This is a genomic window from Dethiobacter alkaliphilus AHT 1, assembly GCF_000174415.1.
Classification (GTDB): Bacteria; Bacillota; Dethiobacteria; order Dethiobacterales; family Dethiobacteraceae; genus Dethiobacter; species Dethiobacter alkaliphilus.
Genome location: NZ_ACJM01000020.1, coordinates 1 through 26,971 on the forward strand (window position 1 = coordinate 1; position 26,971 = coordinate 26,971).

Genomic DNA, 26,971 nt, shown 5'->3' on the forward strand with positions numbered 1-26,971 from the left:
TGTCAGCCGTTGCCCAGCCAACCAATGTCTTTTGTACATATATCTTTAACGGTGGCCCAGGTATAACCCAGCCTTCAATGTGTTTACATAGCTTATATCGGTAACCCATACGGCTCCAGGCTTGTCAGCTTTAAAGTTCTGGTTTAAAAGATTCTCCTGCTACCGGAAGCTGATGGTTTTGAGTCTGTGGTAGCTTTAAACTTCCGTTTGCGCTTGGAGTACAATCCATTTCGTTTCTGGATGCCATAAAGCCTGTTACGGCTGCACTTAGGAAAGTGTTCTCGTACGTCCTCCAGCATTTTATCTAAGCCGCAGATACCATGGCACTCAGCATAACTTTTCTTCGCAATCTCAAGTATCTTTTCGTTCTCAAGAGCCCGTTTACTGGGACCCCTGTTTTTCCAATTATAAAAGTTGCTCCGTGTTACCTCAAGGTATTTGCACATCTTCTCAACCGGGAACTGGGAGCTTAGTTCATTGATGTGTTTGTAAATTACTGTTTCCGGTTGTCTTTCACGAAGAGTGCTGTAGCCTTTTTTAAAATATCGACGGCCTCCTCGAGCTCATTGTTTCTGCGCTTTTCCGCCTTTAGCTGAGCCTCGAGTTCAAGAATCCTCGCACTCTCAGGGTTCTGCCGCTTTTTCTCTTCTTTAAGCCAATTCCGTAATGTCTGAGCGTTTATTCCAAGGTCGTTTGCGACACTATTAACAGGCCTGCCACCTTCCTGGACTAGTTTGATGGCATCCTTCTTAAATTCTTCACTGTACCGGTTTGCATTGCTTGGCATTTTTATCTCCTCCACATGGTTATTATACCTAACTCATGTGTGTCCAGCAATTCGGGTACAGGTCAGACAATACTAAACCGGCCATTTTGGCCGGTTTTTTGGATGAGTCAAATTTAGTCACTGGTGGGTTCTCCGAATTTTTGAACCAGATAGGACATTAGGAGAGCAAAAAACAAGTGAGCAATATAAAATGCTGCTATGGACAGGGGTTCATTACGGGTGGCTTCGGCCAGGTTGAGAAGCTTCATGATAAATCCGGCCATAAATACCCAGAGTCCGCTCACCACTATTAAAGCTTTAAGCCATGCATTTTTCCAGCCTGTCCAATCAAGAATTAGGATATAAATAAAGGCATAGGTGCCACCGACTACAAGACTCCAGACAAATCCTAAAATTATTTGCAAAGTTGTGTAAGCGCCGATATTCAGAAAGATTTCCAGAGTTAGTTGAGGCATGTTTACTGTATCACCAGGCAAAAACAAGTTAATCAGGTACAGAAAGAGGTTTGCTGCTATGGCGGCAACTGTCCCTGAAAAGGCTGCCAGGATAAGCCGGTCATTAATAACATATCCGTCTTTCATATTTACTCCTTTTGAAGACTCTTTAGTTTATTATTTATTAGAATTAGCCTCATAATGCATATTTTGCCTGATGGATGTGAGTATATGGTTTTTGATATATTATGACCAGACAAATTGTCTGGTCATAGGCTTTTGTAGTGTATTATTTTTGAGTAATAGTATTTGTATTTAGCATAGCGTTATCTTAATCTGTCCTTTAATGCTTTTACCAGTATATGCGCAGATAGTACATTGTCATGTAGTAAAAATTCACACTATAACAGTTATAGAATAAACTGAATTAGACATAACTGGCAGAGGGGAAATGGTATTGAAACAAACAATGAAAGCGCTGGTAAAAGATAAGGCAGGTCCAGGAGTGGTAATGAAAGATGTTGACATTCCCGAACTAGGGCCGCATGATGTCCTGGTGAAGGTAAAAGCAGCCTCAATCTGCGGGACCGATGTGCATATCTATAACTGGGATGGTTGGGCTGCCGGGAGAATCAAGCCTCCGGTGATTATCGGGCATGAGATGTCGGGTTACATTGTTCAGACAGGGGAAGCGGTTAAGTACTGGCAGGAAGGAGATTATGTCAGTCTGGAATGCCATCAAACCTGCGGGCACTGTTATCAGTGCAGAACTGGTCAGGGACATATCTGTCGGGATTATACTATTTTGGGGGTGGATTTTAACGGTTGTTTTGCCGAATATGTCCGTGTGCCGGAGTATAACTTATGGAGAAACGATGAAGATGTTTTACCAGAAGTGGCCTGCTTACAGGACCCCATCGGCAATGCAGTGATGGCCACATGTGCTGCTGAAATAACAGGAAAAAAAATTCTGGTAACGGGCTGCGGAGCCATCGGCCTCCTAACCGTCGGTGTTGCTAAAGCACTGGGCGCTGCCAAAATTTATGCTGTGGATATCAATGATTACCGCCTGAAAATAGCAGAAGATATGGGAGCAACGGCTACTATTAACCCTTTAAGAGAAAACATGGTGGAAGAGGTGCAGATAAAGACCAGAGGTTGTGGGGTAAACGTTGTTATTGAAGCCAGTGGAGATGAGCGATGCCTGCAGGACAGTTTGAAAACAGTAAACAACGGTGGCCAGGTGGTTCTGCTGGGAATATATAAGGACAGAGTGCTCTTGGATCTGGCAAACGAAGTAATATTTAAAGGAGTTACCATAACGGGGATTACCGGCAGGGAGATCTTTAAAACCTGGTATAAAACTGCGGAGTTGTTAAGTAGTTACTTGAGTGTGGAGCCGGTGATAACCCACAGGATGAAGATGAAAGATTATGAGGCAGCTTTTCAGCTGATTCAAACAGGTCAGTGCGGTAAAATTGTTTTATATCCTTGAAAATTACAGCCAGGTTTAATAAGAGTTTCTTAGTTTTATCGATAGTAGCGTGGCGATAAGAGTTGTGCCTAAAAGCAGGGAGTAGGTATAAAGATAGTGTCCCTGCAGTTCAAAGAGGAGACCGCCCAGGTAGGGAAAGAGCCCGGCAGCGCCTAGTGCTGTAAAAACCAGTCCGTAGTTTCTGCCGAAATTTGCTTCACCGAAGATGCTGACCACGGCAGACGGGAAGATGCTAAACAGGCTGCCATAAGACAGAGCCAGAGCGGCCACCGCAACCATTAAGAAAATCGGTGAACGAACGGCCATGACAATAACCAGCATCAGCGCGATATTACTGAAAACAATGGTCATGGCAGTGCTGCGGCCGACCCGGTCGGACAGCAGTCCGCCCATAATACGGCCGGCAGCATTACAAAAGGCAAATATGGCAACGGCAATATAACCTTTGTCGTATGCTGTCTGGATACGCATGATGTTATCCAGATGGGCGGCAAAGGTTACTCCTGTTCCCGTGGTTAAAAAGAACATCAGCCAAAAACAATAGAGCCGGGAATCGCCCAATGCAGAGGACGGTTTTTTGGCAGCGGCCCACTCTCTCAGATCCTTAATTCTGTAGGGTGGGTTTTCTATGAACTGGGCCAGCAGAAAAATGCCGCATGTAAGCGCCAGTCCGCTAATGATCAAGGCCTCAGCAGTGCCTCTTTGTAGCAGAACCTTAATTAAAGGCGACATAAACATGGCAGCCAAGCCGGTGCTGGTGACTACCAGACCGGTAATCATTCCTTTTTTCTCAGAGGAAAACCATTTCATGGCAGCGGGCGTAGTTGATGCAAAACAACAGGCCAGGCCTATCCCCAGTAATAATCCCAAGGAAACTGCTGCTTTAAAAGGATAGTTTAGCAAATAAGCACAACTTATAAAAGCGCTCCCGGCAAAAATGCTGCCGATACTGATAACGGGCCTGGGGCCTAGATAATCCTGCGCCCAGCCGGTAAACACCATAAAAAAGGCATAGCAAAATAAGAACAGGGAGTACGGAAGAGCGGCCTGATAATAAGTCCAGCCCTCCTGCTTCACCAGGCTTGTGGCAAAGATGCTCCAGGTATAATTTATACCCACCAGAAAGTTAATTCCGGCTCCCGCCAAAGCCACCTTCCAACCACGGTATAAAGGCATAAGTTACTCCTTATCGTGTTTTTATGTCTGTTTGGCTTCTACTTTTGAGTATGTTGGGGATATCAGGTATATGACATATAAAAGCGCGCTTATTGGATTTTCTCTACGCGCCCTTTTGATACCGGTTTCTTTAGCAGCTTTACCAACTGACTAAGCTTAACTCGGTATAAAAAAGCCTGCCGGCGTAATATAATGTTTTGGTGATGATAATGCGCTTTTGCAAAAAAAAGAAGTCCATCATGGGGATACTTTGCTGTTTGTTCGTGTTTGTAGCCCTGGTTGCTGCGGGCGATTATTTGTACTATTTAAACCGGCTTTATCCGGGAATCTACTTTAAGGATTTGCATCTGGGGGGAAGCACTTTTCAGCAAGCAGAAAAGCTGTTGGAGGATGCTCAAATTACCTTTTATGGCCCTGAGGGCAAATCGATTACTTTTTCTTTAAGCGCTATGGGAATAGAGTTAGATGAAAAGGAAGTGCTGGAAACCGGGTACTGGCAAGGTCGTCCCAAATCCTGGCCCTGGACCTTTAAGCACCGCTTATCCATAAATAAAGAAGGGTTATTCATACCCTTCCGGTATAACGTAAACTCCAATCTGTTTTCTCACAGTACTGATTTTATCAGTTCATATTTCAGCCGGGAAGCTGAAAATGCCTATTTTGACATTGATGGTTCCCAGGCAAAGCTGGTTGCTGAAAAATATGGGTATGTATATGACTCCCGGGAGGTTAAACAATTAGTACTGGCTAATCTGGCCCGTCCCGACCTTCCATTGGAAATCAGAGTGCCATATGCCGAAATAATTTCCCCTGAAATCACCATGGCCACATATGAAGAAAAGGGAATTGAAGGTTTGATGTCTTCTTATACTACAAAGTTTGACCCTTCAGTGGTTAACCGTGTCCATAATCTCCAACTGGCCTCTGCCCAGTTAAACAATTATTTTCTGGCGCCCGGTGAGGTGCTTTCTGTTAATCGGGTGATTGGCGATACTGTGGCAGAAAAAGGGTATAAAAAAGCTCCGGTAATTGTGGGCGGCAAACTTAGCGAAGGTATAGGGGGAGGCATTTGCCAGGTTTCAACAACTCTCTATAACACCGCCCTGCTGGCGAACCTGGATATTGTGGAACGGCATAACCACCATTTGACAGTACTTTACATTGACCCGGGCAGGGATGCAACCATTTCTTATCCTGTGCTGGATTTCAAGTTTCGCAATAACAGGGATCATTATGTTTTAATTACATCCCAGTTGGAGAAAGACAGCCTGACTTTCCGGTTGTTCGGTCGTCCCCTTGCAGAAACGGTTGAAATTTCCTCTGAAGTGTTAGATACCTTTCCTCCTCCGGTAAAGTACCAATATGCAGCAGACTTAAATCCCGGTGAAGAGGAAATAATTGAGGGTCATCCCGGTTATCTGGCAGATGTCTGGAAAAGAGTCTATCTGGGCGATGAATTAAAAAGTGAGGAAAAAATATCAACGGACAGGTACTCGCCCCATCCCCGCATTATCCGGCAGGGGCCGCAAGAATAGTCCGTTGGTTGATGCGCTTGGAGTCTCTGCAGAGCGATTCACAATAAGCAAAGCCTTGCTGAACAAAATTCAGCAAGGCTTATTTGCACTGATAGGAAATTTATAACGCTTCGCAGATAGCGAAGCTTCTAATGTGAGCAGTGCTGAAAAGAGCGCGCCTTTATTGCACTTCAGAAGATTAAAGACTCTGTTAAAGAATTCTCATTAACAATATATTATAAATAAGGAAAAGGAGGCATATTCATTTACAACAGAAGCGGGAGGGAGGGTGGTTATTGCTGAAAAACAAAACTTTTTTTATTTGCAAGGTATTTGTAATCATTGCGATAATTACAATGCATTTCAGTGGCATGTTCACTTCCCGGATCGACGCTGCCGCTGACAGGCCTGTCTGGGTAGTTAACCTTGACGGGACCATTACCGCCGGACAGTTTAATTTTCTGCAGCGTCAGGTGGAGAGTGCGGAGGAAAATGGGGCCCAGTTATTTGTCCTGGTTATGAATACGCCCGGAGGTCTGGTTGATGCTACCATGAAGATTAACGAGTTATTTCTTAATGCAGAATTACCAACGGCGGTTTTGGTAGCACCGTCAGGAGCCATTGCCGCTTCGGCTGGAGCGTTTATTACCCTGTCTGCAGATATTGCCGCCATGGCGCCGGGAACATCGGTGGGAGCGGCCCAACCTGTGGCCATATCCATGGAGGGCACTGAAGTGGCAGATGATAAAACAACGCAGTTTCTGGCTCAGCATCTGCGCAGTATGGCAGAAGTTCAGGGGCGCCCGGCAGATGTAGCCGAGCGTTTTGTGACGGAAAATCTCACCCTTAGTGCGGCGGAAGCTTTGGAGCTTGGGGTTACTGATTATCTGGCTAATAACCTGGAAGATTTATTGGCCCAGGTGGATGGTTTAGTCGTGGAGAAGCAGGGGCGCTCTTACACATTAAATACAGCTGATCCGCAGCTTGAAGAGCAGGAAATGAACCTGCGGGAAAGGTTGCAGAACTGGCTCAGTGACCCTCAGATATCTTTTTTAGTGTTGATGTTTGGAGTTATGGGTATCTATCTGGGCATTAGTGCGCCGGGTACTTTTGTTCCGGAGGTATTGGGAGCTATTTTGCTGATAATGGGTATTTATGGAATAGGGTTATTTGACACCAATACCACCGGAATTATTCTGCTTTTGTTGGGAGCAGGACTAATAATTGCAGAAATATTCACCTCCGGTTTTGGTGTATTTGGTATAGGTGGGGGTATCTCGCTTCTGGCGGGAGCGGTTTTATTGCCCGTTGAACCGTTGATGGCCCCGGAGTGGTACGGCTCCTTTATCGTCATGGTATTTGGAGCGGTTGTAAGTTTGACCATCATCTCTTTGTTAGTTGCCTATAGAGTAATGGTAAGTCGCAAGCGTTGGCGCCACGGCAGCCAATACTTTGACGCCCCTCGCCGCGGCGTGGTGGTAGAGGAGTTGTCACCATACGGGATGGTAAAATCCAGAGGAGAGCTGTGGAAGGCTCGTTCTTTGGATGGGTCTTCTATTCCGGTGGGAACCGAGGTGGATGTAGAGCGGAAAGAGAGTCTTGTTTTGGTGGCAACTCCGGTGATTGACGGGAAAGGAGACGACCAGGCGCAATAAAAGGAGGTTGTTTGTATGGAGTTTGATGTCAGTTTCTTTTTGATTCCGGTTATCGTTGTATTGGTTTCCTTTTTGGGCTCGGCCATTAATGTGGTGCGCGAGTATGAGCGGTTGGTAGTTTTTCGGCTGGGCAGGCTGATCGGGGAAAAAGGTCCCGGCTTGGTTCTCATTATTCCCATAGTGGATCGGGTGGTTCGTGTTTCTTTACGTATTGTAACTCTGGATGTGCCAACACAGGAGGTGATAACCAAAGATAATGTCACCACCAGTGTAAATGCCGTGGTTTATTATCGGGTTATTGATCCCAACCGGTCGGTAAACAACGTAGAGGAATATACTGTGGCTACGGCACAGTTGGCACAGACCACCTTGCGCAGCGTGGCGGGTCAGGCCGATTTGGATGAACTTCTTTCTGAACGTGATAAACTAAACCAGCAAATCCAGAAAATCCTGGACGATGCCACCGATGTTTGGGGAATTAAGGTGACGGCAGTGGAAATTAAGGATGTAATTATTCCCGAAGGCCTCCAGCGTGCCATTTCCCGTCAGGCAACGGCGGAAAGGGAGCGACGCGCCGTGGTTGTTCAGGCTTTAGGTGAAAAAGAAGCGGCGGAAAAGATTGCCGAGGCCGCAAAAATCCTAAACTCCCAGGAAGGCGGTTTTTATGTCCGGCTGCTGCGCTCTTTGCCGGAGATTGCCCAGCAGTCGGGTAATATGCTGGCCTTTCCCCTGCCGGTAGAGCTGCGTCATTTGTTCCCGCCCCTTGGCAAAAACAGTGACGATGATTAAAACACAATCCAGCTCTGCCATGAGACTCTGATGCAAACCTCTGTAAAATAGAAAAAACTACAGGCCCGGACCCCGGGCCTTTTTTCTGTGGAAAATGGATAAGTGTGCTGCGCCAGTTTAAAATAATAGTGACTGAATGCAGAGGGGTTTGCTTATGAGCAGAAAGCGCCTGGTAATGTTGTTTTTCGGCCTGGGACTAGCCATATTGTTGATTACCATGGTTACCAAAGCCCATGTAGTGACTGTTAAGCACTATGAGGTGGCAATTGAGGAATTGCCGCCTGCTTTTGATGGTTTGCGCATTCTTCATGTTACCGATTTGCACAGTAAGAAATATGGTGATAAACAAAAAGGCTTAGCAGAACTTTTAGACAAAGAGGAATATGATTTAGTAGCTGTTACCGGAGATATTGTGGATATGAGAAACAGGAGTTTGGAGCCTGCTACTAAGTTTATTGAACTGTTGGGGGACAAACCGGTATTCTTTGTTCCCGGAAATCATGAGGTTAAAACAGGGATTGAATTCAGAACGAAACTGGATGAATTGGAAGTAACCCGATTGGAGAACAGGGCGCTAAAGTTTCAATATGGGGGGCAGCATATCTGGTTGGTGGGGGTTAATGATCCGCACGAAGATCGGGATAAGTTGGCAAACGCCCTAAGCGAGGTTATCGATGGTTCACCCAGGGTACTTCTGGCTCATTCACCTACCATATTTGAACAGGCGGTGAAGCAGGAAATCGATTTGGTATTGGTCGGCCATACCCACGGAGGCCAGATTCGCTTACCCTTTTTAGGGGTATTGTTTATTTCCGGACAGGGTCTGTTTCCCCGATATGTGTACGGGGAGTATATGGAAGGAAAAACAACCATGATTGTAAACAGCGGCATTGGAGAAACTGTGTTTAATATCCGATTAAAGACCAATCCGGAAATTGTTATTGTAACCTTGCGGCCTATAAGTTAAATTATTCGGTGTAGGAATTCGGTTTCTAAAATAGAATAATATAATGGTATTATAAATGAGGCAGGGAGGTGTTTTATGATTAAAGAAGGTTTCAGTAAGTTTTACTGGGGATTTTTTTTCATTCTCATTAGTTTTCGCATTCAGGGGTTGGACATCATTCCTGATATTGTGGGTTTTATCCTCATAGCTGACGGGGTGGGTAAGCTGCTGTCAGAGAGCGATTATTTCCAAACTGCACAAAAATATACCCTCCCCATGATTCTTCTGTCTATCTTTAGTATTTATGAACCGCCGGTAGAGCAAGCTGGAATTAATTTCGGTTTTTTAGGCCCAATGGGAGTATTGATTTCCATTGCTTCTTTGGTGTTAACCCTATTGCTGGCCTATAATATCTTTATGGGGATCAAAGAGATGGCAGAGCAGCGTAATAAGACTGCAATAGCAGCAGAAGCCGAACAGAGGTGGAACCAATTTTTGTGGCTGAATCTGGCATATATACTTCTGTTTGTGTTAATCTTTGTCCCTCCACTGGCAATTTTAATGATAATTGGGCTATTAATCGCATCCATTGCTTTAACCATCGCAATTATGCGGTTAATGAAGCAGTGTGAAGAGGAACTGCTGCCCTCCGACACACAGTTTAGGGATGCTTAACTCTAGAGGACCGTCCTTTGCGACGGTTCTTTTTTGTACTGCTAGAAATTATAACGCTTCGCAGATAGCGAAGCTGCTAATGTGAGCAGTACTGAAAAGAGCGCGCTGAGGAAACCGAAAGAGCGCGCCTTTCTTGTAAGGAATTATAACGCAGATAGCGAAGCTGCTAAGGTAAGCAGTACTGATATGCGCGCTGTTCTTTTACTTTATATTGGTAGCAGGAAGATGGTTGTGAAAGTGCGGGACAAAAGTACTGTGAATTTTATCCTGGGACATATTTTGGAGCTCTTTTAGCCTAGGAAGCATTATTTTATATAGGCTTTGCTGATGAGGCTTACAAATAAGGAAAAATGGCAGTAAATTGAAAAATCTGAACAGTTTCGTAAACCATGATTTGCAGAGAGGTTTTGTGGGGTATTGCGTGGTATAATTCTCTACAACGACGTTGTTGGGCTTATGCTAAGGAATGTTGTAACAAACTCCAAAGGGGGGATAGTCAGCCGGCATTGTTTGAAGCTTCATGAAACTTAAACCATAACATCAAGGAGGGGCAAAAATTGTTAAAGAAGGGTTTATTAGTTTCGCTGGTTGTATTGTTGGCAGGTGTGTTACTTATCGGATGCGGGGAAACAGAAGGTACACCGGATGCGGAACCCGGTTCCCTGGAAGGTCGCTATGTGGGGTACTCATGGCGTGGTGAGGCCGGTGGTACCACACTGGAAGAAGCAGACCGCTATATTGAGACAATTTTGGAGCTCGATGAAGACGGTATCATCCAAGATGCTAAAATGCGCTTTTTCGTTCAGGTAGACGGTTACTGGACAACCCGTCAAAGCGGTCAGGCCTATGTTGATGTGGATTTCTCCGTAGATCCTACTCCTGCAGTACCGGGTGAAGACTACGAACAGGGAGATTCCATGTTCACTGTTTACACCGTGGATATGATGTCTTTATATACTGCTGCTGTAGATTCGGACGGAACTGTAGCTGCTGCCATTGTAGATCCCGTTCTCCGTTACATGCATGAAATGAAATTCCCTGCTGATTTCGATTTTGACCGCACCGTGGGTGAACTGACAATCGGCAGTGGACTGGCCGTTCCCACTACCCGGACTTCCGGTTCCGGACTAATAAGACCAGATAACTGGGATGATCTTGCTGATAACACTCTGTTTGATGTTTCTCCCTGGTCTCACGTCTTAACCGATGAAGGTACAATGGCAGGAATCTCCGACTCCTCCACAGTACAGGAACTGCTGGAAGCTTTAGGCGTAGAATTTGTTGACGGTGTACCTCAGGAAATGGATGCCGTGTACGGACGTTATGGCCTGGGCGGCTGGGACGGTAACTTCAATGCTATTGCCGAATACCTGATTGGCCAGGATGCAACTGAGTATACTTCCTTAATTGACTGGTCCGTTGAGCGCTATTCCGCCAATATTGATGAAGACAATCAGTTTGGTCTTGATACAGAGTCCGGTGCTACACGCACTGTGCAGGATTCCATTGATGGAATTTCCGGTGCAACTGTTCGTCTTTCCCGCGAATCCACCTCCTATCAGAGAGCGCTGGTGGAAGCAGGGATTATCAGTGAAGCAGACGTGATTATCGGCCGCTTCTAAATTGTTAAATTAGAAAATGCAAAAATAAAAGGGCTGCCTTGAGGCGGCCCTTTTTTGCTGCCTGCTGCCAAAATAATCCTATGGTTGTTTTAACTCTTAACCCGGCATATAAGTTAGGAAAGATATTATTAGCAGACTGATGTTTTGGAGGTGCTGCTTTGCGGAGTATCTCGTATCTTATTGCTTGTCCCAAGTGCAAGGCCGCCAGGAGAATCCTCGCTGATGAAATTCTTGAATCAGCTTTTGTCTTATGTTTAAAGTGTTATGAAATTAATGCGGTGAGCAGAACAGAAGTAATGCAGGTAGTGGGGGATAATCCGGACATCTTAGAGTAGAAGAAATGTTGCCCTTATGATAGACTAGGGGTGAACGGTTAGATTAGAAAAACATGTTTAAGATTAGCTACCAAAGTCAGAAAATTCTGATATTAACCCGGAGGGTTTAGGATGAATCGCAAAGCCATTGTCAGTAATTTGGTAGGGGAAGATACGAACGGCATCATTGCTGTGGCCCGTGAGGAAGGGTGTGCGGTGGAGCATGTGCTGCCTTACGGTATCCTGATTGAGGGAAACCGAAACCAGTTGTTGCGTCTGGAGAAGAGCGGCTACAGGGTGAAAATTCTCACTGATGTGGGTGTTTTAGAGGTTGGGGACCACCGGATATTGACCGTTGAAGACAATACGGCGGGATTATCGCCACAGCAGTTAAAAATATGGTCACATTTTTTGCTTCAGCTAATAGCGCCACCGGCAAAGGATTGGATAGTCAAATTGGAACAACTGGGACTTGATGTGGTGGAGCCTGTTTCCGCCTACGGACTGTTTGTGGTGGGTAATATGCAGATGGTGGACGAGGCGGTAAAGCTGCCTTATGTCTCGTGGGCAGGTCCCTTTTTACCCCAGTACCGCCTGCATAACAGTACTTGGGATCTTAGCGGAACTGTCAGATATATCAGCATTGCGGCTTACCCGCCAGACAGGATTTCTAAGGTTGCTGATGCCGTTATAAACTATGGGGGCAAAGTAATCAGAGAGACTGTACCGCCGTTTTATTACTACGGTCAATACGGAGAGCTCCTTGTGGAAATGGCAGCGGAAAACATCAAGAAGATTGCGCAGCTGCCGGCAGTAAGGTGGATTGAATATGCTCCTCCTCAGGCCGGGCTGGAAGGGGAGAGGGAAGCACAGATTGTGGCGGGTAATTTAAATAGCGCTGCTTACCCTGATAAATCACCTCTGCCCGGGTATACAGGTTGGCTTGAGGGGCTGGGCATTGACGGCGGCAGTGGAGTGAAAGTGGCCATCTGTGATTCGGGAGTTGATACCAATGATAAAAACAATAAGACAGGACACCGTGATTTGCTGGGACGGCAAAATTCTTTTTTGGACTATGGTGACGGAGATTACTGCCCGGAGGATTTAGCTCACGGTACCCATGTGGCCTCCATCGCCGTTGGGAGTGCCGGAACAGGCCAGAAGGACGGGGATGGCTTTTACTGGGGACAGGGAGTGGCGCCACGGGCAGAGTATGTGAATCAGAATATATTGCTTGGACCGTGGCCACCGGACTGGCAAAAGTTAGTCCGGGATGCAGCTGTAAAAGGGGCTCAGGTGATGAATAACAGTTGGTGTTCCGGAAAAGCTCCCGGTGACGGATATACGCTTCCGGCCCGGACATTTGACCGGCTTATTCGTGATGCAGTTCCCGGTACGGCCAGACCCCGGGGACTTGCCGTGATATTTTCCGCAGGAAATGCCGGGCCCGGCTCTTTTTCCATCACACCACCCAAAGAACTGAAAAATGCCATTGTGGTAGGTAACTCACTTAATTATAATCCGGATAAGCGTTTCCGCTGCAAAGATATCAGAGGGGTTTTTGGAGCATCCAGCCGTGGTCCCGCTAGGGACGGGCGGATATTGCCCACGGTGGTTGCTCCGGGAACAGATGTGGCGGCGGCACTTTCGCAGGGCTCGCGACGCACTCCCATTGTGGGGTCCGGAGATAAGGTCCACAGAAGTACTAACCGGTATGTATATATGACGGGGACGTCCATGTCCGCCCCGCTTATTAGTGGTGCCTGCGCCTTATTAATAGAGTGGTGGCGCCGGCGAACAGGTGGCAAAGATCCCAGCCCGGCAATGCTTAAGGCGCTGTTGATAAATGGGGCGGAGAACCAGGCCGGTGGTCAGGATTGGCGTTGCATCAGTGAAACTGGTGAATGGATTATGCTGGAAGATGGTAGCTACTGCCGCCCTCTGGAATTTTATCCGCTGGAGATAGTTAGTGGATACGAGACTATGACCGCTGTTAAGAAACATGAGGCGCTGGAGCCGGGTGAGTGGCATTACAGTGCTAAAGATCAAATGTTATATGTCCGTATGCCTCTTAATTTCAGGCCGATGGACTCGTCGGCACCGTTACTTTATGCGCTTGCACCGCACCCGCTGGGCTCGTTGCCCGACAATACACAAGGATGGGGCAGGGTCAGTCTGAACAATATTTTGCTGCAGTCTCCGGCCAGCGACAGAGGAGCTAAGATTTTTATTGATGAAGAACATACCTTTACTGCCACCGGGCAGCAATACGTACTTAAGGTGGCGCCTGCGGACAGCAGTTTGCCAATGCGTTTTACTCTGGTTTGGACCGATGCCCCTGCATCTCCCGGTAGCGGCAGGGTTCTTGTTAATGATTTAGACCTGGAGGTGCAGGAGATAGACGGAAAAAACCGCATATATAAGGGCAATGTTTTTGCCGGTGGTTACTCCAGGGCCGGAGGGCACTATGATGCCCTTAACAATGTGGAGTGTGTGTATTTACAAAAACCGGCTGGGGTTTATGAAGTACGGGTTGTCGCTTCGGCCTTGCGTGCTTTGGCTAAACCACCTTTTGGCTGCAGGAAGCATGGTCAGGATTTTGCGCTGGTGATTGATAATGCGGAGCAGGTTTCCGACAAACCCGTTAATCTTTTTCCGGTGGTGGAGCAGTGTAAAAACTCGCAGGAGGTTAATAACATTCTTAAGGTTGCCTGTAAGCAGCTTTTGGTATCATTACGGGCAGGAGACAGTGTGGGGCTGACTGATCTGGAAACAGATTGTTCGCAGGCCCGCAGCCAGGCCATACGAACTATCACCGGTAGATCCATCCGCAAAAGTACCGGGTCAAGATTGCTGGTTAAAAGCAAGGGATGTAAGTCCGGTGCGGGGGGACTAATGGCGGCCGCCAATATGGCGGCCGGGATAAAGGGCGAAAAATCGCTGATTTTGTTTTCCGGAGCCAAACAGGAAGGTTGCTTGCAGTGTGTTGACAATGGTCAAAAGCAATTGCGGGACAAACAAGATTTAAATATCCACACGTGCGCACTTGGCCCTCACGCCAATCACTATTACCTGGCAGAACTGGCTGCCGCACATCATGGCCGCTATTTTTATGCGCCGGATGCGTCTTATCTGGCAGAAGTCTGTAATTACCTGCGTGCAGAGCTTACCGGCCATGGTGTGGTGTTAAATGAGACGGTGAAGGGAAGTGGCGGTGCTGTATCTGCTTTGGTAGAAGAAAACGCTGAAGAGGTGACCTTTACTTTTTTCTGGCCTGATGTTCCCAAAAAGGTGGTTCATGATCCAAGACACATAAACGAAATAGGGGTGCGCCTGACTAGCCCCGACGGTCAGCAGGTGCATCCAAACAGTAGTTGGTTGTACAGACAGGACGGGGCCGGCCATGTGCTTTTTCGCATTATGAAGCCCCGGCCGGGATACTGGAAGCTACAACTCTTAGCAGGCAGGGAAATGGATATCCAATATACTGTGAGTGCTTTAGTTAAGTCATCCCTGCATTTGCAGCTGGACACCTCCGTATATCAATCTACACTTAAAATCATGGCTCATGTTAAGGAAAAAGATGCTGCTCTGACCGGTTGGCGGCCCTTTGCCAGGTTATTATCAGCAAATGTTTCAAAAGATAACGTTCGCTTTAATGAAATTGACGGAGGCAAAGAGCAGGGAGCAATCATTGACTGCAAAGATATATCCGGACCGTGTAACTTGCTTTTACTGGTGGATGGAATTTCTTCTGTCACCGGAACCCCTTTTCGTCGTTTGAAGATGATAAGTCTGCCGCCTTTAAGATTTTAAAGAAAAAAGAGTTATGTGCATTTTCAGAGAAGTTAAGGGATAGGCATAGTAATGTTTAATTAAAAAAAAGTCGTGGCGATTGTTTTCCACGACTTCTTGGTGCTATTCGGTTTTTATACAGGAGTTGCTGCCAAGGGTGTTATTTCCAGATTTACCATGGTGACGATTTCCCCGTCTTTGGGCTGTTGGTACCTGACACGGTTAATGGGTGTGGGCTCTGGAATCAGATCATTGCCGTCGAGAAGGTTGGCCACATGCAGCATTAGCTCTGCCTGTGCCTGTAGGACAGCTTTGGTTAGGTTATTTTCGTTGCATACGGAGACGAGGCCGGGTAGGTCGGGGAATTCTACTCGAATGCTGTCTTCTTTTACGTAACAAACTGCCGGATAAATCAAACGGAATTCCTCTTTCACAATGTACACCTCCCTGTATTCTCTCTTATCTATATTGTACTTTCTTTCACAAAAAATATAAAGGATTTTTTTCACATAACAGATGTTTGTCGAGGAATAAAATAATTCTTAGAATGAATAGAAAATGTATAAAAATTACTTGAAAAATTCCTAATATTCTATATAATTAAGACTATATGTTTATTGTGTCCTGGCTTACAATAAAATACTTAGCTTTTATTGTTTGAAGTAATCAACAAATTAGGGGAGAGTGACAAAAGCATGAACAGATTTCAGGAGATGTATAAAGAGAAATTGGCTACAGCTGAAGAGGCTGTACAGATTATCGAATCCGGAGATGATATCTGGTTTCCGGTAGGAGGCGGTGAGCCTCAGCTGCTGCCTCAAGCCTTAGTGGACAGACGGGAAGATTTGCAGGATGTTAAAGTAAACCAGATCCTGCCCCTGAAGCCAACCATGTTTAAAGAAGAGTATGCCCCGCATGTTAAGCATTATTCCTGGTTCTGCAGCGGAGCTTCACGTCAGGCCATCAACGAGGGTTGGGGTGAATTCTTCCCCAACTACTTCCATGAAGTTCCCCGGTTGTTGCTTAATTATCGCAAGGCCAATGTGGTTATGATGACTGTTTCCCCCATGGACAAGCATGGCTACTTCAGCATGAGTCTTGGAATTGATTATACTAAAGCCGCTCTGCAGAAGGCAGAAAAGGTTATTGTGGAAGTTAACCCTAATGCGCCCAGATCTTTGGGTAATAGTTTCATCCATGTCTCCCAAATTAATCATGTGGTTGAATGTGACGATCCCATGCCAACCCTGGCCATTCCTCCCACCACTGAACTGGAGGAGACCATCGGCAAATATGTGGCAGAATTGATTGATGACGGGTCAACTTTGCAGATTGGTGTAGGCGGTATTCCCAACGCTGTGGCCAAAGCGTTGCTGTCCAAAAAGGATCTGGGAATTCATACTGAGATGATTGTTGACGGTATGGTTGATTTGTTGGAGAGCGGAGCCGTTAACAACAGTAAAAAGACTTTCCATCCCGGAAAAATACTGGGCACCTTTGCCTTGGGTACAAAGCGTCTTTATGACTTCATGGATGACAATCCCATTGTGGAAATGCATCCCGTCAGCTACACTAATGATCCTTATAATATCGGTAAAAATGATAACATGATTGCCATTAATGCTTCCATTGAAGTGGACCTCACCGGACAGTGCTGTTCGGAAAGCATGGGCTGCCGCCAGTTTAGCGGTACCGGCGGTCAGGCGGACTTCTTCCGCGGCGCTAACATCTCCAAAGGCGGTAAGGGTTTTGTTACCCTGGCCTCCACTGCCAAAGGCGGCACCATTTCCAGAATTGTGCCTAAGCTGTCCCACGGAGCTGTTGTTACTACCAGCAGAAACGATGTGGACCATGTAGTTACCGAGTACGGTGTTGCCAAGCTGCGCGGCAAATCTATCCGCGAGCGTGCACTTGCTTTGATTCAAATCGCTCATCCCGATTTCCGCGATGAACTTAAAGAAGAAGCGCAAAAAATGGCGCTGCTCTAAAGAAAAAAATTACCCTCGCAGCTTTTGCTGTGAGGGTAATTTTTTTCTTTAAATATTGCCTAAACTAAAGAATGTAACGAAAGCATCTTTCTTGTTTTAACTTTGTTGGGTAAAGCTGTTCGGTATAAATAATGTTTGCGGACAAAAAATATAAAAGCAAAGAGTTTAAATTTAAAGGAGGTCTTGCATGCATCACAATAAGGGAGATTCGCCACAAGTTAAATGTGTAGTTGATAGCTGTGAATATTGGGAACAGGGTAACCAGTGTACCGCTTCCACAATTGAAGTTAGCCCGCCTCATGCTGTGGACTCAGAAGAAACTGATTGTAACACTTTCAAGCCTAAGAACGGAATTTCTATGAAGGGCGAAGAGGCCATTAAAGGTATTTCCGGAGATCCGCAAAACCTGCAAGCTAATTTCGGTGTTGTGGACCCGGTAGAATTGGAATAGTAAAAAGCTCTGCGGTTATAGCCGCAGAGCTTTTTTGCGCTATGGTTGTATTGTGTGGTTGAAAATAAAATGCCCGATGTTATATACTGGAATACATTAAGGAGTTGATTGGGATGTTAAAACATATTGTGTTGTTTAAGTTAAAAGATAACAGTGGGAAAAACCGCAGTCATGTAACGGATGTTTTGCTTGGAATGAGAGGGAAAATTCCTGAACTGACGGATTTTGAAGTAGGTTTGGATGTGGTAGGTGCCGACTATTCATTTGATGTTGCTTTTGTGGCCAGATTTCCCTCGCGTCAAGAGCTGGAAGGCTACAGGGAACATCCGCTACATAAAGAGGTCTCCCGCTATGTAAAAAGCCTAAGTGAGGATTATGTGAAAGTGGACTATGAACTTTAAACGGTCTTTACTTTTTGATCAAGATAAAAGGATACTGAGCGGGTTATCAGGTAGGCCATTACAAACCTTAGCGGTAAAATGATAAGCAGATTAGCACCTAAAGCGGCCAAAAGCAGGTTGTCTTCAATGATGCTGTGGTTGATGGCCAGAAAGACGCCGCAGAGAAGCATATCCCGTTTGTTTAATGTTCCCTGCCGTGAGTATTCAATTATTATGGCGGCGCCATAGGTGACGCCGATAAAGATGCCTACAATCAGGGGAAATGCTGCCTGCGGCGACATTGACAGACTACGGGGCAGCCATCCCAAAATGGAGGTGAGCTTTTCCAGCAGTTGAAAATGTTTGGCATATTCCAGGAGAATCATGATGGGAATCAGGATAATTGCCAGCTGCAGAATGGTGGAAAAGCTTGCAGTCAGCGCTTCACTAAGATAAAGTACCATGTTAACCTCCCACAAGGATATAGGCCAGATTTAGCAAGAAACCAAAGAAAAAAGCTCCCCCTATTCTTAGCAGCACCGACGTGACCGGGGGAAGGCCGGTAAACTTCAGAACGGGAGATTCCATTAACAGGGCGTGGCAGGTGAGAATCATCAAAGCAATAACTGTAAGCTCACGGGGGGATAGTTGTAATACGGCGATTGCTCCCATGGCGGCATAAATATTTACGAAGAACCCCAGCAGAAGTGGCAGTGCCGCTTCCCCCGGCAGGCCAAAAAGATTAAGGAACGGACTAAACAGGCCCGCCACCCTTTCCAGCCAGCCCAGCTGTTGCAGGGCCACCAGCACAAAGGTAACCGGTATGACAATCTTGGCCAGAATAAGCAGGGTCTGAAGTGCTTTAACGGTTCCTTGCCAAATTGGTTCCAGATGGTTCGTTGGTGTTTGGGGGGGGGTTGGATTTTCCATGGTTTCTCCTTGTGGAATCTAGATTATCAGAAGGGTGAATTTTGATGAAAAATACTACTATGATCCTGTTAGCATGCCTGGTACTTTTTTTTATAACAGGCTGTAACGAGCCAGCATCTGTGGGTAATGTTTCTGTGGAGGAAAACAGCTCTGAAGAAGGGGAGATAATGGATCCGGTAGAAAATGATGATGTTCCTTTTTCCAAACCGGAAGACAGCGACAGGCAAGAAGAACAACAGATGGAGCCACAACTTACACTCTCTGAGATTAAAGAACAATTAATCGAGGTGTATGGGCGTCAGGTTCCTGTACAATGGGGAGAGAGAGTAAGCGGTGTAAAAAACAGTATTGACACCAATGATAAGGTGATCGCCCTTACTTTTGATGCCTGTGGGGGCGGCAGGCTGGGAAACGGGTATGATGAAGAGTTAATTGATTTCCTCATAGAAAATAATATTCCTGCCACATTGTTTATTAGTGGAGGTTGGATTGACAACAATGAGGAAGTTTTTGCTAAGTTGGCCAAGGTCCCCACGTTTTCAATACAGAATCACGGATACCGTCACCGGCCCCTTTCGGTGAATGGACAGAGCGCATATGGTATCAAAGGTACCGGCAGTGTTGCCGAGGTTATTGACGAGATAATACTTAACGATGAGAAAATAGCCGAAATTACCGGCAAAAGGACGCAATACTTTCGTTCAGGGACAGCATTTTATGATGACGTGGCGGTAAATATTGCCAATGAGTTGGGAAAAACAGTGGTAAATTTCAGTGTGGTAGGAGACGGGGGCGCCAGGTTTTCACAGCAACAAGTGCACAATGCCGTTGTTAGGGCCAAACCGGGAGCCATCGTTCTACTGCATATGAACAGGCCGGATACTGAGATCGCAGCAGGGGTAAGGAGTGCTGTATTGGAGTTGCAAAAACAAAATGTTTCATTTGTTACGTTAGATGAGTACCATAAATATCTAAGCGAAGAAGTTATTAATTAAAGTCTTTCTATTGCGTTTTTTTTTTGCCATAAGACGTTGCCGTTTGTTTGTTCACATTCTACCAGGCCTTTTTTCTGTAGCGAAGCAAGTGTTTGCTGCACTGCGGTATGGGGGCTCATCTGTGCTCCGCAGCCGCCCAGTCCGTATTCTTGTGCAAAACGTTGGATTATTTGCTTATATAATTGCGGATACTCCACTTTTAGTTCTTCGGCCAAATGCTCTGCTGATTTTTGATAGTTGCCGCCAAGAAATTCCAATAATTTAAGCTCCATTTGTTCAAGTATGTCTGTCACAATTAGCCTCCGGTGTATAAGAATATCTCATTATTATTTTATATTGTCCACGCAAAGTCCTTCTTTTTAGAAGTTGCGGAGCATAATAAATTTCCTGCCAGTAGGACGCACAAAAGCCGGCTTATAAGCCGGCTTTTGTGCGTCGGTTAGGCTGAAACCATATCTTTTTGTGCCAGACGGCCCCAGTGGCGGTGCTCCGCTATGGCCTTAATAAATTCCTGGCCGAAATAACCCATATCCCCAGCATTGCGGATAGTAATTACACCCAGTTCATTGTACGTTTCAAATTGGCTTTCAGGAGGTGCCAAGGCAACTCCCTGGATTTCTGAGGCATTCAATAAGTCTACCCCTTCATTACTGGCACCGATGGCTTTGGCGTGTTTAAAGGCTTCGCTGACAAAATGGCGCGCATCTCCATGAGTCAGCAGGGTATCTACGCTCTTGCGGCCACCGGGGACATAAACAGCATCGTACATTATGGACGCCGTTGTGACATAATTTTTATTGACCTCCAGCTGTTGTCCGTCAAAGCTGGTGAGCATGCCCAGATTTTTGCTGACAATGTCGCACATCACGCCGACTCCGTTTAAGGCATGCATTACTTGGGTGACTTCCGGATAATAGAAGCCGTTTTCCAAAAGTATTGCCACTTTGCGGGTGCGAGCATCCTTTATGGTATTAGCCTGGCTTACAGCGGGGGAAGCGGCGGTAACCCCTGTTCCTCCGGGTTTGGACGGTGGGTTTGCCCCCACTCCCATGGCGATTTGATGTGCCAGCTGACTGTCCACGTTGTTAAACATCTCTACTACCCGCTGCTTAATCTGTTTGTCCTTTACTTTGCCCACCTCAAAATGAAATGCTTCGATGATATGCTGCTTTTCCGGAGGTGACATACTGTTCCAGAACAGGGTGGCCTGCCGGTAGTGGTCCATGAAGCTGGCACTGCGTTGGCGCACTTTACTGCCCTCCACCTTTTCCGCATAGTGGATATACCCGTTTTGGGCATCGGGCTGTGGTGCATTGTTTTGTAGTGAGTTGGGAGAATAGCTTACTTTGCCTTGATCGATGGTCATGCGGTGATAGCCGTCGCGCTGATTGTTATGGACCGGCGCCACAGGGCGGTTAATGGGAATTTCATGGAAGTTTGGTCCTCCTAAGCGGATTAGCTGGGTGTCCAGATAGGAGAAGAGTCGACCCTGCAGCAATGGATCATTGGAGAAATCAATTCCCGACACCACATGTCCGGGATGAAATGCTACCTGTTCCGTTTCTGCAAAGAAGTTATCCGGGTTTTTGTTGAGGGTCATTTTGCCAATGGGTTTAACGGGAACCTGTTCTTCCGGCCAGATTTTGGTGGGATCCAGGATATCAAAATCAAAACTGAACTCATCCTCTTCTTCAATAAGCTGTACTCCCAGTTCATACTCCGGGTAATTGCCCTGCTCAATGGCGTCCCAGAGATCCCGACGGTTGTAGTCCGGGTCTTTTCCTGCTAATTTTTGTGCTTCGTCCCAGACCAGGGAGTGAACACCCAGGAGGGGCTTCCAGTGAAATTTAACAAACCGTGCTTTGCCCTGCTCATTGACAAAGCGGAATGTATTTACGCCAAAACCCTGCATCATCCGGTAACTGCGGGGAATGGCCCTGTCAGAGAGCAGCCACATTATCATATGAGTGATTTCCGGAGTATTGACAACAAAGTCCCAAAATGTATCATGGGCTGCGGATGCCTGTGGAATTTCATTATCCGGTTCCGGTTTAATGGAGTGCACAATGTCCGGGAATTTCATGGCATCCTGAATAAAGAAGACCGGAATGTTATTGGCTACCAGGTCATAATTGCCGTCTTCTGTGAAGAACTTGGTAGCAAAACCCCGCACGTCGCGGACCGTATCCGCTGAGCCGCGAGAGCCTACCACGGTGGAGAAGCGGACAAAAACAGGTGTTTTAACCGACGGGTCCTGTAAAAACTTTGCTTTGGTGTATTCTTTCATGGGTTCATAGGCCTGAAAATAGCCATGAGCGCCGGAACCACGGGCATGCACCACACGTTCCGGGATCCGTTCGTGGTCAAAGTGCATCATTTTTTCGCGGAAATGAAAGTCCTCCATTAAAGTAGGACCCCGGGTACCTGCTTTAAGAGAATCGTCGGTGTTGGCAACCTGAACCGCCTGATTTGTAGTTAGGTTGTTATTGCTGTGATCCACACGGAAAGTTTCCAATTGCGAGTTTTTGCTGTGTTCATTGAGAGGGGTGTTGGACTGGTTTTGCTCGTTGTTCATTTTCTCACCCTTTCTGTAATTTTAACGTTTTGGAAAATTATGCTCCTGATATGTTAGTGTGCGCAGGGAGATAGCCTTTATACGAATTCCGTATTTGTTTTAAATAAAAAAAACCAGGATTTTTACCCGGTATTTTGTCAAAGCTATATAGGAAAATGGATTTGCAACAGTGGAGAAGAAAAAGGTGGGAGCAAAGAAAGATGAAAGCGGATAGTGCATTAAAAGTTGGAATATTAAGCTTATCTAACTATATCACAGTACTGGTAAATACCATCCTGTTTCCTGTTTTTCCTGCCATGGCCAGAGATCTGGGAATCAACCTGACAGACCTGGCCATCCTGGTGGGGATTGTTTCTTTTCCGGCAGCGGTAATCAATCTCTTTGGCGGAGTCTTAGCGGACCGTTTTGGCCGTAAATTAGTGATGGTGGTTTCTTTATTTATTTATGGCCTGGGCGGTCTGGTAGCGGGACTTGCCATACTGTTTGTTGCCAAGCCCTATCCATTGCTGCTTGTGGGGCGGTTTCTGCAGGGCCTGGGCTCTGCCACACCCATGTTTTTAAGCGTTGCCCTGGTTGGCGACATCTTTCAGAGCATAGAAAGAAGCAAAGCGGTGGGTTTTCTGGAGACGGCAAATGGCCTGGGGAAAGTATCGAGCCCCGTTCTTGGCGGTGCCATTGGCTTATTGGCATGGCAGGCCATTTTCTTTTTGTATCCGTTGGTGGCCATTCCAGTGGCGGTGGCAACATGGGTTTACATTAAAGAGCCCAAACATGATAAGTCGGTGGAGTGGGATAAGCATAAAGAAGCGTTTCTGCTTTTTACTAACAGATCCAGACTGCTGAGCCTGGTAGCTGCGTTTTTGGTAATTTTTCTTTTGATCGGCACCATGTTTTGGATGAGTGATTTTTTGGGTGCGAAGCTGGAAGTTAATAAGCTGCTGCGCGGAGTAATTATTGCTTTACCTGCTGTGGCCATGATGCTAACCACGTTGGCGGCGGGCTACATTTCCCAAAGGCTGCATCCCAGGATCATTATCGCTCTTGGCATGTTGTTGCTGGCAGGAAGTGCTGTTTTGCTGGGGTTTTTCTTTAACGCATTATTATTCTGGCCCCTCATTGTGCTGGTGGGTATCGGGGCCGGCATTACGCTACCGGCCATTGATACGGTCAGCACCTCGGTTAAGTCCAAGGACATCAGAGGGTTGACCACCACCATATATGGCAGCGCCCGCTCCCTGGGAGGCGCTTTGTCCCCCATCACGTTTTCATTTCTTTTGCACTATGGAAACCGATTGACTTTTGCCAGCCTCGGTGCGGCGGGATTGGCACTGACCGTTATCTTTTACCTCTTATTTAGAGAAAAAGACATACTGCCAGAGGAGTTACTGCCCGATGATGCAGCACCGGAGCAAGGTTAGGGATCCCTGTGATATATACTTTGAACCTGTCGGAGGATACAGGCTAGACATGTGAGGATAAATAACAGGCAGCAGCCGATTAAAAAGAACGAAAGGATAAGACGTTGGGTAGAAAAGACATAAGTAGCGGTAGAGGCTGCAGCCGGCAGAACCCAATAAAAAACTTGTTGGCCGGTGGGATAAAACAGCCAAGTAAGACCTGCCACCAAAAAAGCATGGATTATTCTGGCGATGAAAAACAGGCGCAGCCCCACATCTGTGCCGGCTACCATGCTGGCAACCTGAGCATGGATAGACAATCCGCTCCAACCCAGTATAAAACCGATGGCGATTATTATTTGCAGGTCACTGACAGCGGTCTGAGAAGCCATGGTGGAACCGATTGTGGTCTCAAACAGGCCACTGGCCACAGAGGGCATAATTTCTGCAGAAAACCCCAGTGGAATCAGTATGGCGGAAATGGCCACGGCAATAAGGTCAATGATCCCTGCATCGGCAAAGATGCGTATAATTACGGCAAAGAGGATGATAAAGCCGCCGATATTTAAAAGTTTACGAACTGATGATGAGACAGCATCATTGAGTAATCGGCCAATGGTCTGTTTCTCTTTTCTTTGATGACGCAGCATGGTAACTAAAGCTTTTTTTACAGAAAAGCTACCTGGATTATAGTTACTTACCACATCGCCTGTATTATAAAAACGCAGTCCAAACCCGATAATGAGGTTAGCAAGATAGTGGGTTCCTGCAATAACAAATCCCAATTCAGGCCTGCCAAGCATCCCTACGGCAACCGCACTAATCATAAATAAAGGGGTGCAGAAGTTGGTGAAACAAAGAAGTCGTTCGGCTTCTTTTTTTGTACATAACTGTTTTTCCCTCAATTGCGCTGTTAGCAGGGCATTGATGGGAGAACCGCCCACCAGTCCCATCACCAGCACAAAGCCGCCGGAACCGGGCACATTAAAAAGGGGCCGCATAACAGGCTCCAATAAAATACCGATAAAATGAACAAAACCCAGTTTCATTAACAGATCAGAGGCAACAAAGAACGGTAAGAGGGAAGGGAAGATTATTTCCCACCAGACTTTCAGACCCTCAGCAGCACCCTGAAAAACAACGGCCGGTTGATAAACCATGGTCAGAATAAAAAAGATGGCCAAAATTGTCCAAACCAGGCCCGGTATATCCTGTTTGTTGCGGTTAATCTGCCGGAATAAATGGACTCGCAAATAATTCACCTCAAATGAGACGTTTTTTCTGTTTTAAAACATTATTGAGGGGAGATGAGTTTTATTCAAAAAAAAAAGACGAGTCTCACTCGCCTTGTTCTGTGTTTTGAAGTTCCTGCGTAAAAGATTCTACCGGGACAGCACAATGGGGGCAGATAGCTACAGCGGTGGACTCTATGGCAGTTCGCTTACCATCCTGCCACCCGCACAGAACACACTCTCCCAGAAGTACCTGTTTCATTTTCTCACTCCTTAAAAGATATTATTGCTATTATGCTCAATCTGGAAACATTAAACCCCGTTGTCATTTTGACAACGGGGTGAATTCATACTATACCAGCCAACGGTTGACAGTTTCTTCTGCCGATTTTGCAGGAAAGAATTCTTTGAAAATATTGTAGTAAAAGTATTCTTCTTTATTCTTAAAAGGAAAGCTGCTTCTTTCTTTGGCTCTTTTATATTCTCTGTCGGTAACTTTTTGGCTGATCATTTGCTTCATAATGTCTTCATTGCCGGTGCCAATGCCAAATTGTTCTTTGGTACGCCAGACCACTTCTTCCGGTAAATCAGTGCTAAACGCTTGGCGTAAAATCCATTTTTCTGTACCTGACTCCGACAATTTAAAATGCGCGGGTAACCCCAGGGCAAATTCCACCACTTTGGGGTCCATAAAGGGCATAATGCACTCCAGGGAGTGGGCCTGTGTCATGCGGTCAACCCGCTGCAGGCCACCGTTATGTAACCCCTTCATCAGCGAAGCCAGCTCCTCATTTAGTTCCCGTTCATCCGCACATTTTTTCAGGTGGTGGTACCCGGCAAATAATTCGTCGGCACCTTCGCCGGACAACGCTATTTTTATCCCTTGCCGGTGGGCTAATTGAGCCACCAGATAATTTGCTATGGAGCTGTTCACCAATTCCACATCAAAGGATTCCAGGTGATAGATTACATCCGGCAGTACTTCCATCATTTCATCTGCGGTGTAGAGATACTCGTAATGGTCTGTGCGCAGGAATTTGGCTACTTTGCGGGCATTTAGGATATCACTGCTGTTTTCCAGGCCCACGGCAAAAGTGGGTAGAGGGTTGCTACTGATTTTAGAAGCGGCCGCCACCACAGCGGAACTGTCCAGCCCGCCGCTTAAAAAGGAGCCTACGTCGTTATTTTGCTGCAGCACTTTTTCTACGGCACCGGATAGCAGTTTATTTAGTTCTGCCGCGGCTTCTTCAGTATCTAACTGCTTTTTTGCCACCGGCACCGGAACATCTTTGAAGCGCTTTAGTTCTTTGGTTTGGGTAAAGAAATGTCCCGGAGGAAATATTTCAATCTTGTCGGTCAGCGGGGTGAGGGACTTAATCTCGGAAGCAACCAAAGTGTACTTGCCGTCTTTGCTGTAGTAGAGGGGTTTGGTGCCGTAGGGGTCCCGGGCTATAAAAAATTCATCGGTATTGGAAATGATGATGACAAAATTTCCGGCAATGTTTTTAATAAATCCCGGACCCTCCGTTTTATATAGCTCAAGAATTTTTGTACGGGTTAATACTTTTCCCCCGTAGACGGGCATGCCGTCAAAGATAACTCCATAGTCATCATCACCGGTGTGGATAACCTTATTCTCGGTCACATTTATTTCGCCCAAGCGGTATTTACCGTTTTCATAGATGAGGTGTTGACCGGCTCCCCGGTGCTGGATTTTTTCCAGCATGGTTTCCAACGCCTGTTTATCATCGGCGCCAATCACAGCAGCAATGCCACTCATTAACTTAAAACCTCCTGAAATTTTGGTATACGTCTAATGGT

At 46.3% G+C, this 26,971-nt stretch carries 25 protein-coding genes; 14 read left to right on the forward strand and 11 right to left on the reverse strand.

From position 1 onward, the window contains the following. Positions 1-493 precede the first annotated feature (493 nt). Positions 494-787: a transposase gene (locus tag DEALDRAFT_RS13890; protein ID WP_008516528.1), complete on the reverse strand. Its 294-nt coding sequence runs from the start codon at positions 785-787 to the stop codon at positions 494-496. A gap of 113 nt (positions 788-900) precedes the next feature. Further along, on the reverse strand, positions 901-1,368 hold the full coding sequence (locus DEALDRAFT_RS13895) for a hypothetical protein (protein WP_008518580.1): 468 nt from the start codon (positions 1,366-1,368) through the stop codon (positions 901-903). A 310-nt stretch (positions 1,369-1,678) separates the two neighbouring features. Here DEALDRAFT_RS13895 and tdh point away from each other — a divergent pair, with 310 nt between their 5' ends. After that, positions 1,679-2,716 carry an L-threonine 3-dehydrogenase gene (gene tdh / locus DEALDRAFT_RS13900; protein WP_161598034.1) on the forward strand — a complete coding sequence of 346 codons (1,038 nt, stop codon included), beginning with the start codon at positions 1,679-1,681 and terminating at the stop codon, positions 2,714-2,716. Positions 2,717-2,731: 15 nt separating this feature from the next. Here the strand turns inward: tdh and DEALDRAFT_RS13905 are convergent, their stop codons facing one another. Continuing rightward, positions 2,732-3,892: an MFS transporter gene (locus DEALDRAFT_RS13905; RefSeq protein WP_008518583.1), complete on the reverse strand. Its 1,161-nt coding sequence runs from the start codon at positions 3,890-3,892 to the stop codon at positions 2,732-2,734. Positions 3,893-4,155: 263 nt separating this feature from the next. On the opposite strand from DEALDRAFT_RS13905, the gene DEALDRAFT_RS13910 reads away from it, so the two are divergent. The 8 genes from DEALDRAFT_RS13910 to DEALDRAFT_RS13945 all read left to right on the forward strand — a co-directional run bounded on the left by DEALDRAFT_RS13910 (position 4,156) and on the right by DEALDRAFT_RS13945 (position 15,223). Next, the gene (locus tag DEALDRAFT_RS13910) at positions 4,156-5,427 is read left to right on the forward strand and encodes a VanW family protein (protein WP_243441166.1); all 1,272 of its coding nucleotides are present in this window, start codon (positions 4,156-4,158) and stop codon (positions 5,425-5,427) included. Positions 5,428-5,702: 275 nt separating this feature from the next. Continuing rightward, positions 5,703-7,061: an NfeD family protein gene (locus tag DEALDRAFT_RS13915; RefSeq protein WP_008518587.1), complete on the forward strand. Its 1,359-nt coding sequence runs from the start codon at positions 5,703-5,705 to the stop codon at positions 7,059-7,061. 15 nt (positions 7,062-7,076) lie between these two features. Next, the gene (locus tag DEALDRAFT_RS13920) at positions 7,077-7,850 is read left to right on the forward strand and encodes a slipin family protein (RefSeq protein ID WP_008518589.1); all 774 of its coding nucleotides are present in this window, start codon (positions 7,077-7,079) and stop codon (positions 7,848-7,850) included. A gap of 154 nt (positions 7,851-8,004) precedes the next feature. Further along, positions 8,005-8,817: a metallophosphoesterase gene (locus DEALDRAFT_RS13925; protein ID WP_008518590.1), complete on the forward strand. Its 813-nt coding sequence runs from the start codon at positions 8,005-8,007 to the stop codon at positions 8,815-8,817. A 75-nt stretch (positions 8,818-8,892) separates the two neighbouring features. Then, entirely contained in the window at positions 8,893-9,471 is a 579-nt protein-coding gene (locus tag DEALDRAFT_RS13930) for a hypothetical protein (protein WP_008518593.1), read from the forward strand. 557 nt (positions 9,472-10,028) lie between these two features. Then, complete coding sequence (locus DEALDRAFT_RS13940) at positions 10,029-11,093, forward strand: hypothetical protein (RefSeq protein WP_008518596.1); 1,065 nt, start codon at positions 10,029-10,031, stop codon at positions 11,091-11,093. A gap of 158 nt (positions 11,094-11,251) precedes the next feature. Continuing rightward, the gene (locus tag DEALDRAFT_RS16945; RefSeq protein WP_008518599.1) at positions 11,252-11,428 is read left to right on the forward strand and encodes a hypothetical protein; all 177 of its coding nucleotides are present in this window, start codon (positions 11,252-11,254) and stop codon (positions 11,426-11,428) included. Positions 11,429-11,539: 111 nt separating this feature from the next. Continuing rightward, the gene (locus DEALDRAFT_RS13945) at positions 11,540-15,223 is read left to right on the forward strand and encodes a S8 family serine peptidase (protein ID WP_008518600.1); all 3,684 of its coding nucleotides are present in this window, start codon (positions 11,540-11,542) and stop codon (positions 15,221-15,223) included. Positions 15,224-15,336: 113 nt separating this feature from the next. On the opposite strand, the gene DEALDRAFT_RS13950 is transcribed toward DEALDRAFT_RS13945, so the two are convergent. Further along, positions 15,337-15,636, reverse strand: coding sequence for a type II toxin-antitoxin system HicB family antitoxin (locus DEALDRAFT_RS13950; RefSeq protein WP_008518602.1), 300 nt, complete (start codon positions 15,634-15,636; stop codon positions 15,337-15,339). Between the two features lie 261 nt (positions 15,637-15,897). Here DEALDRAFT_RS13950 and DEALDRAFT_RS13955 point away from each other — a divergent pair, with 261 nt between their 5' ends. The 3 genes from DEALDRAFT_RS13955 (at position 15,898) to DEALDRAFT_RS13965 (ending at position 18,042) form a co-directional block, all read left to right on the forward strand. Further along, the gene (locus tag DEALDRAFT_RS13955) at positions 15,898-17,190 is read left to right on the forward strand and encodes an acetyl-CoA hydrolase/transferase family protein (RefSeq protein WP_008518604.1); all 1,293 of its coding nucleotides are present in this window, start codon (positions 15,898-15,900) and stop codon (positions 17,188-17,190) included. A 187-nt stretch (positions 17,191-17,377) separates the two neighbouring features. After that, complete coding sequence (locus DEALDRAFT_RS17490) at positions 17,378-17,641, forward strand: DUF1540 domain-containing protein (RefSeq protein ID WP_008518606.1); 264 nt, start codon at positions 17,378-17,380, stop codon at positions 17,639-17,641. A gap of 113 nt (positions 17,642-17,754) precedes the next feature. Next, positions 17,755-18,042 (forward strand): Dabb family protein, encoded by a 288-nt coding sequence (locus DEALDRAFT_RS13965; protein ID WP_008518609.1) that lies wholly within the window; start codon positions 17,755-17,757, stop codon positions 18,040-18,042. On the opposite strand, the gene DEALDRAFT_RS13970 is transcribed toward DEALDRAFT_RS13965, so the two are convergent. Both DEALDRAFT_RS13970 and DEALDRAFT_RS13975 read right to left on the reverse strand, forming a co-directional pair. Beyond that, on the reverse strand, positions 18,039-18,485 hold the full coding sequence (locus tag DEALDRAFT_RS13970) for a nucleoside recognition domain-containing protein (protein ID WP_008518610.1): 447 nt from the start codon (positions 18,483-18,485) through the stop codon (positions 18,039-18,041). The two genes, DEALDRAFT_RS13965 and DEALDRAFT_RS13970, sit on opposite strands and share 4 nt — an antisense overlap. Position 18,486: 1 nt before the next feature. Further along, entirely contained in the window at positions 18,487-18,951 is a 465-nt protein-coding gene (locus DEALDRAFT_RS13975) for a nucleoside recognition domain-containing protein (RefSeq protein ID WP_008518612.1), read from the reverse strand. Positions 18,952-18,995: 44 nt separating this feature from the next. On the opposite strand from DEALDRAFT_RS13975, the gene DEALDRAFT_RS13980 reads away from it, so the two are divergent. Continuing rightward, on the forward strand, positions 18,996-19,946 hold the full coding sequence (locus DEALDRAFT_RS13980; RefSeq protein ID WP_008518613.1) for a polysaccharide deacetylase family protein: 951 nt from the start codon (positions 18,996-18,998) through the stop codon (positions 19,944-19,946). On the opposite strand, the gene DEALDRAFT_RS13985 is transcribed toward DEALDRAFT_RS13980, so the two are convergent. Both DEALDRAFT_RS13985 and DEALDRAFT_RS13990 read right to left on the reverse strand, forming a co-directional pair. Then, positions 19,943-20,239: a hypothetical protein gene (locus DEALDRAFT_RS13985; protein WP_008518616.1), complete on the reverse strand. Its 297-nt coding sequence runs from the start codon at positions 20,237-20,239 to the stop codon at positions 19,943-19,945. The two genes, DEALDRAFT_RS13980 and DEALDRAFT_RS13985, sit on opposite strands and share 4 nt — an antisense overlap. Positions 20,240-20,385: 146 nt before the next feature. Next, positions 20,386-22,521 carry a catalase gene (locus tag DEALDRAFT_RS13990; protein ID WP_008518618.1) on the reverse strand — a complete coding sequence of 712 codons (2,136 nt, stop codon included), beginning with the start codon at positions 22,519-22,521 and terminating at the stop codon, positions 20,386-20,388. Positions 22,522-22,721: 200 nt separating this feature from the next. Between DEALDRAFT_RS13990 and DEALDRAFT_RS13995 the strand changes: the two genes are divergently transcribed. Next, complete coding sequence (locus DEALDRAFT_RS13995) at positions 22,722-23,939, forward strand: MFS transporter (protein WP_008518620.1); 1,218 nt, start codon at positions 22,722-22,724, stop codon at positions 23,937-23,939. Here the strand turns inward: DEALDRAFT_RS13995 and ylbJ are convergent. The 3 genes from ylbJ to DEALDRAFT_RS14005 all read right to left on the reverse strand — a co-directional run bounded on the left by ylbJ (position 23,936) and on the right by DEALDRAFT_RS14005 (position 26,930). Further along, positions 23,936-25,171, reverse strand: coding sequence for a sporulation integral membrane protein YlbJ (gene ylbJ / locus DEALDRAFT_RS14000; protein ID WP_008518622.1), 1,236 nt, complete (start codon positions 25,169-25,171; stop codon positions 23,936-23,938). The two genes, DEALDRAFT_RS13995 and ylbJ, sit on opposite strands and share 4 nt — an antisense overlap. An 85-nt stretch (positions 25,172-25,256) precedes the next feature. Beyond that, on the reverse strand, positions 25,257-25,412 hold the full coding sequence (locus DEALDRAFT_RS16950; RefSeq protein ID WP_008518623.1) for a hypothetical protein: 156 nt from the start codon (positions 25,410-25,412) through the stop codon (positions 25,257-25,259). Positions 25,413-25,502: 90 nt separating this feature from the next. Continuing rightward, entirely contained in the window at positions 25,503-26,930 is a 1,428-nt protein-coding gene (locus tag DEALDRAFT_RS14005; RefSeq protein ID WP_008518625.1) for an asparagine synthase-related protein, read from the reverse strand. Between the last annotated feature and the right edge of the window lie 41 nt (positions 26,931-26,971).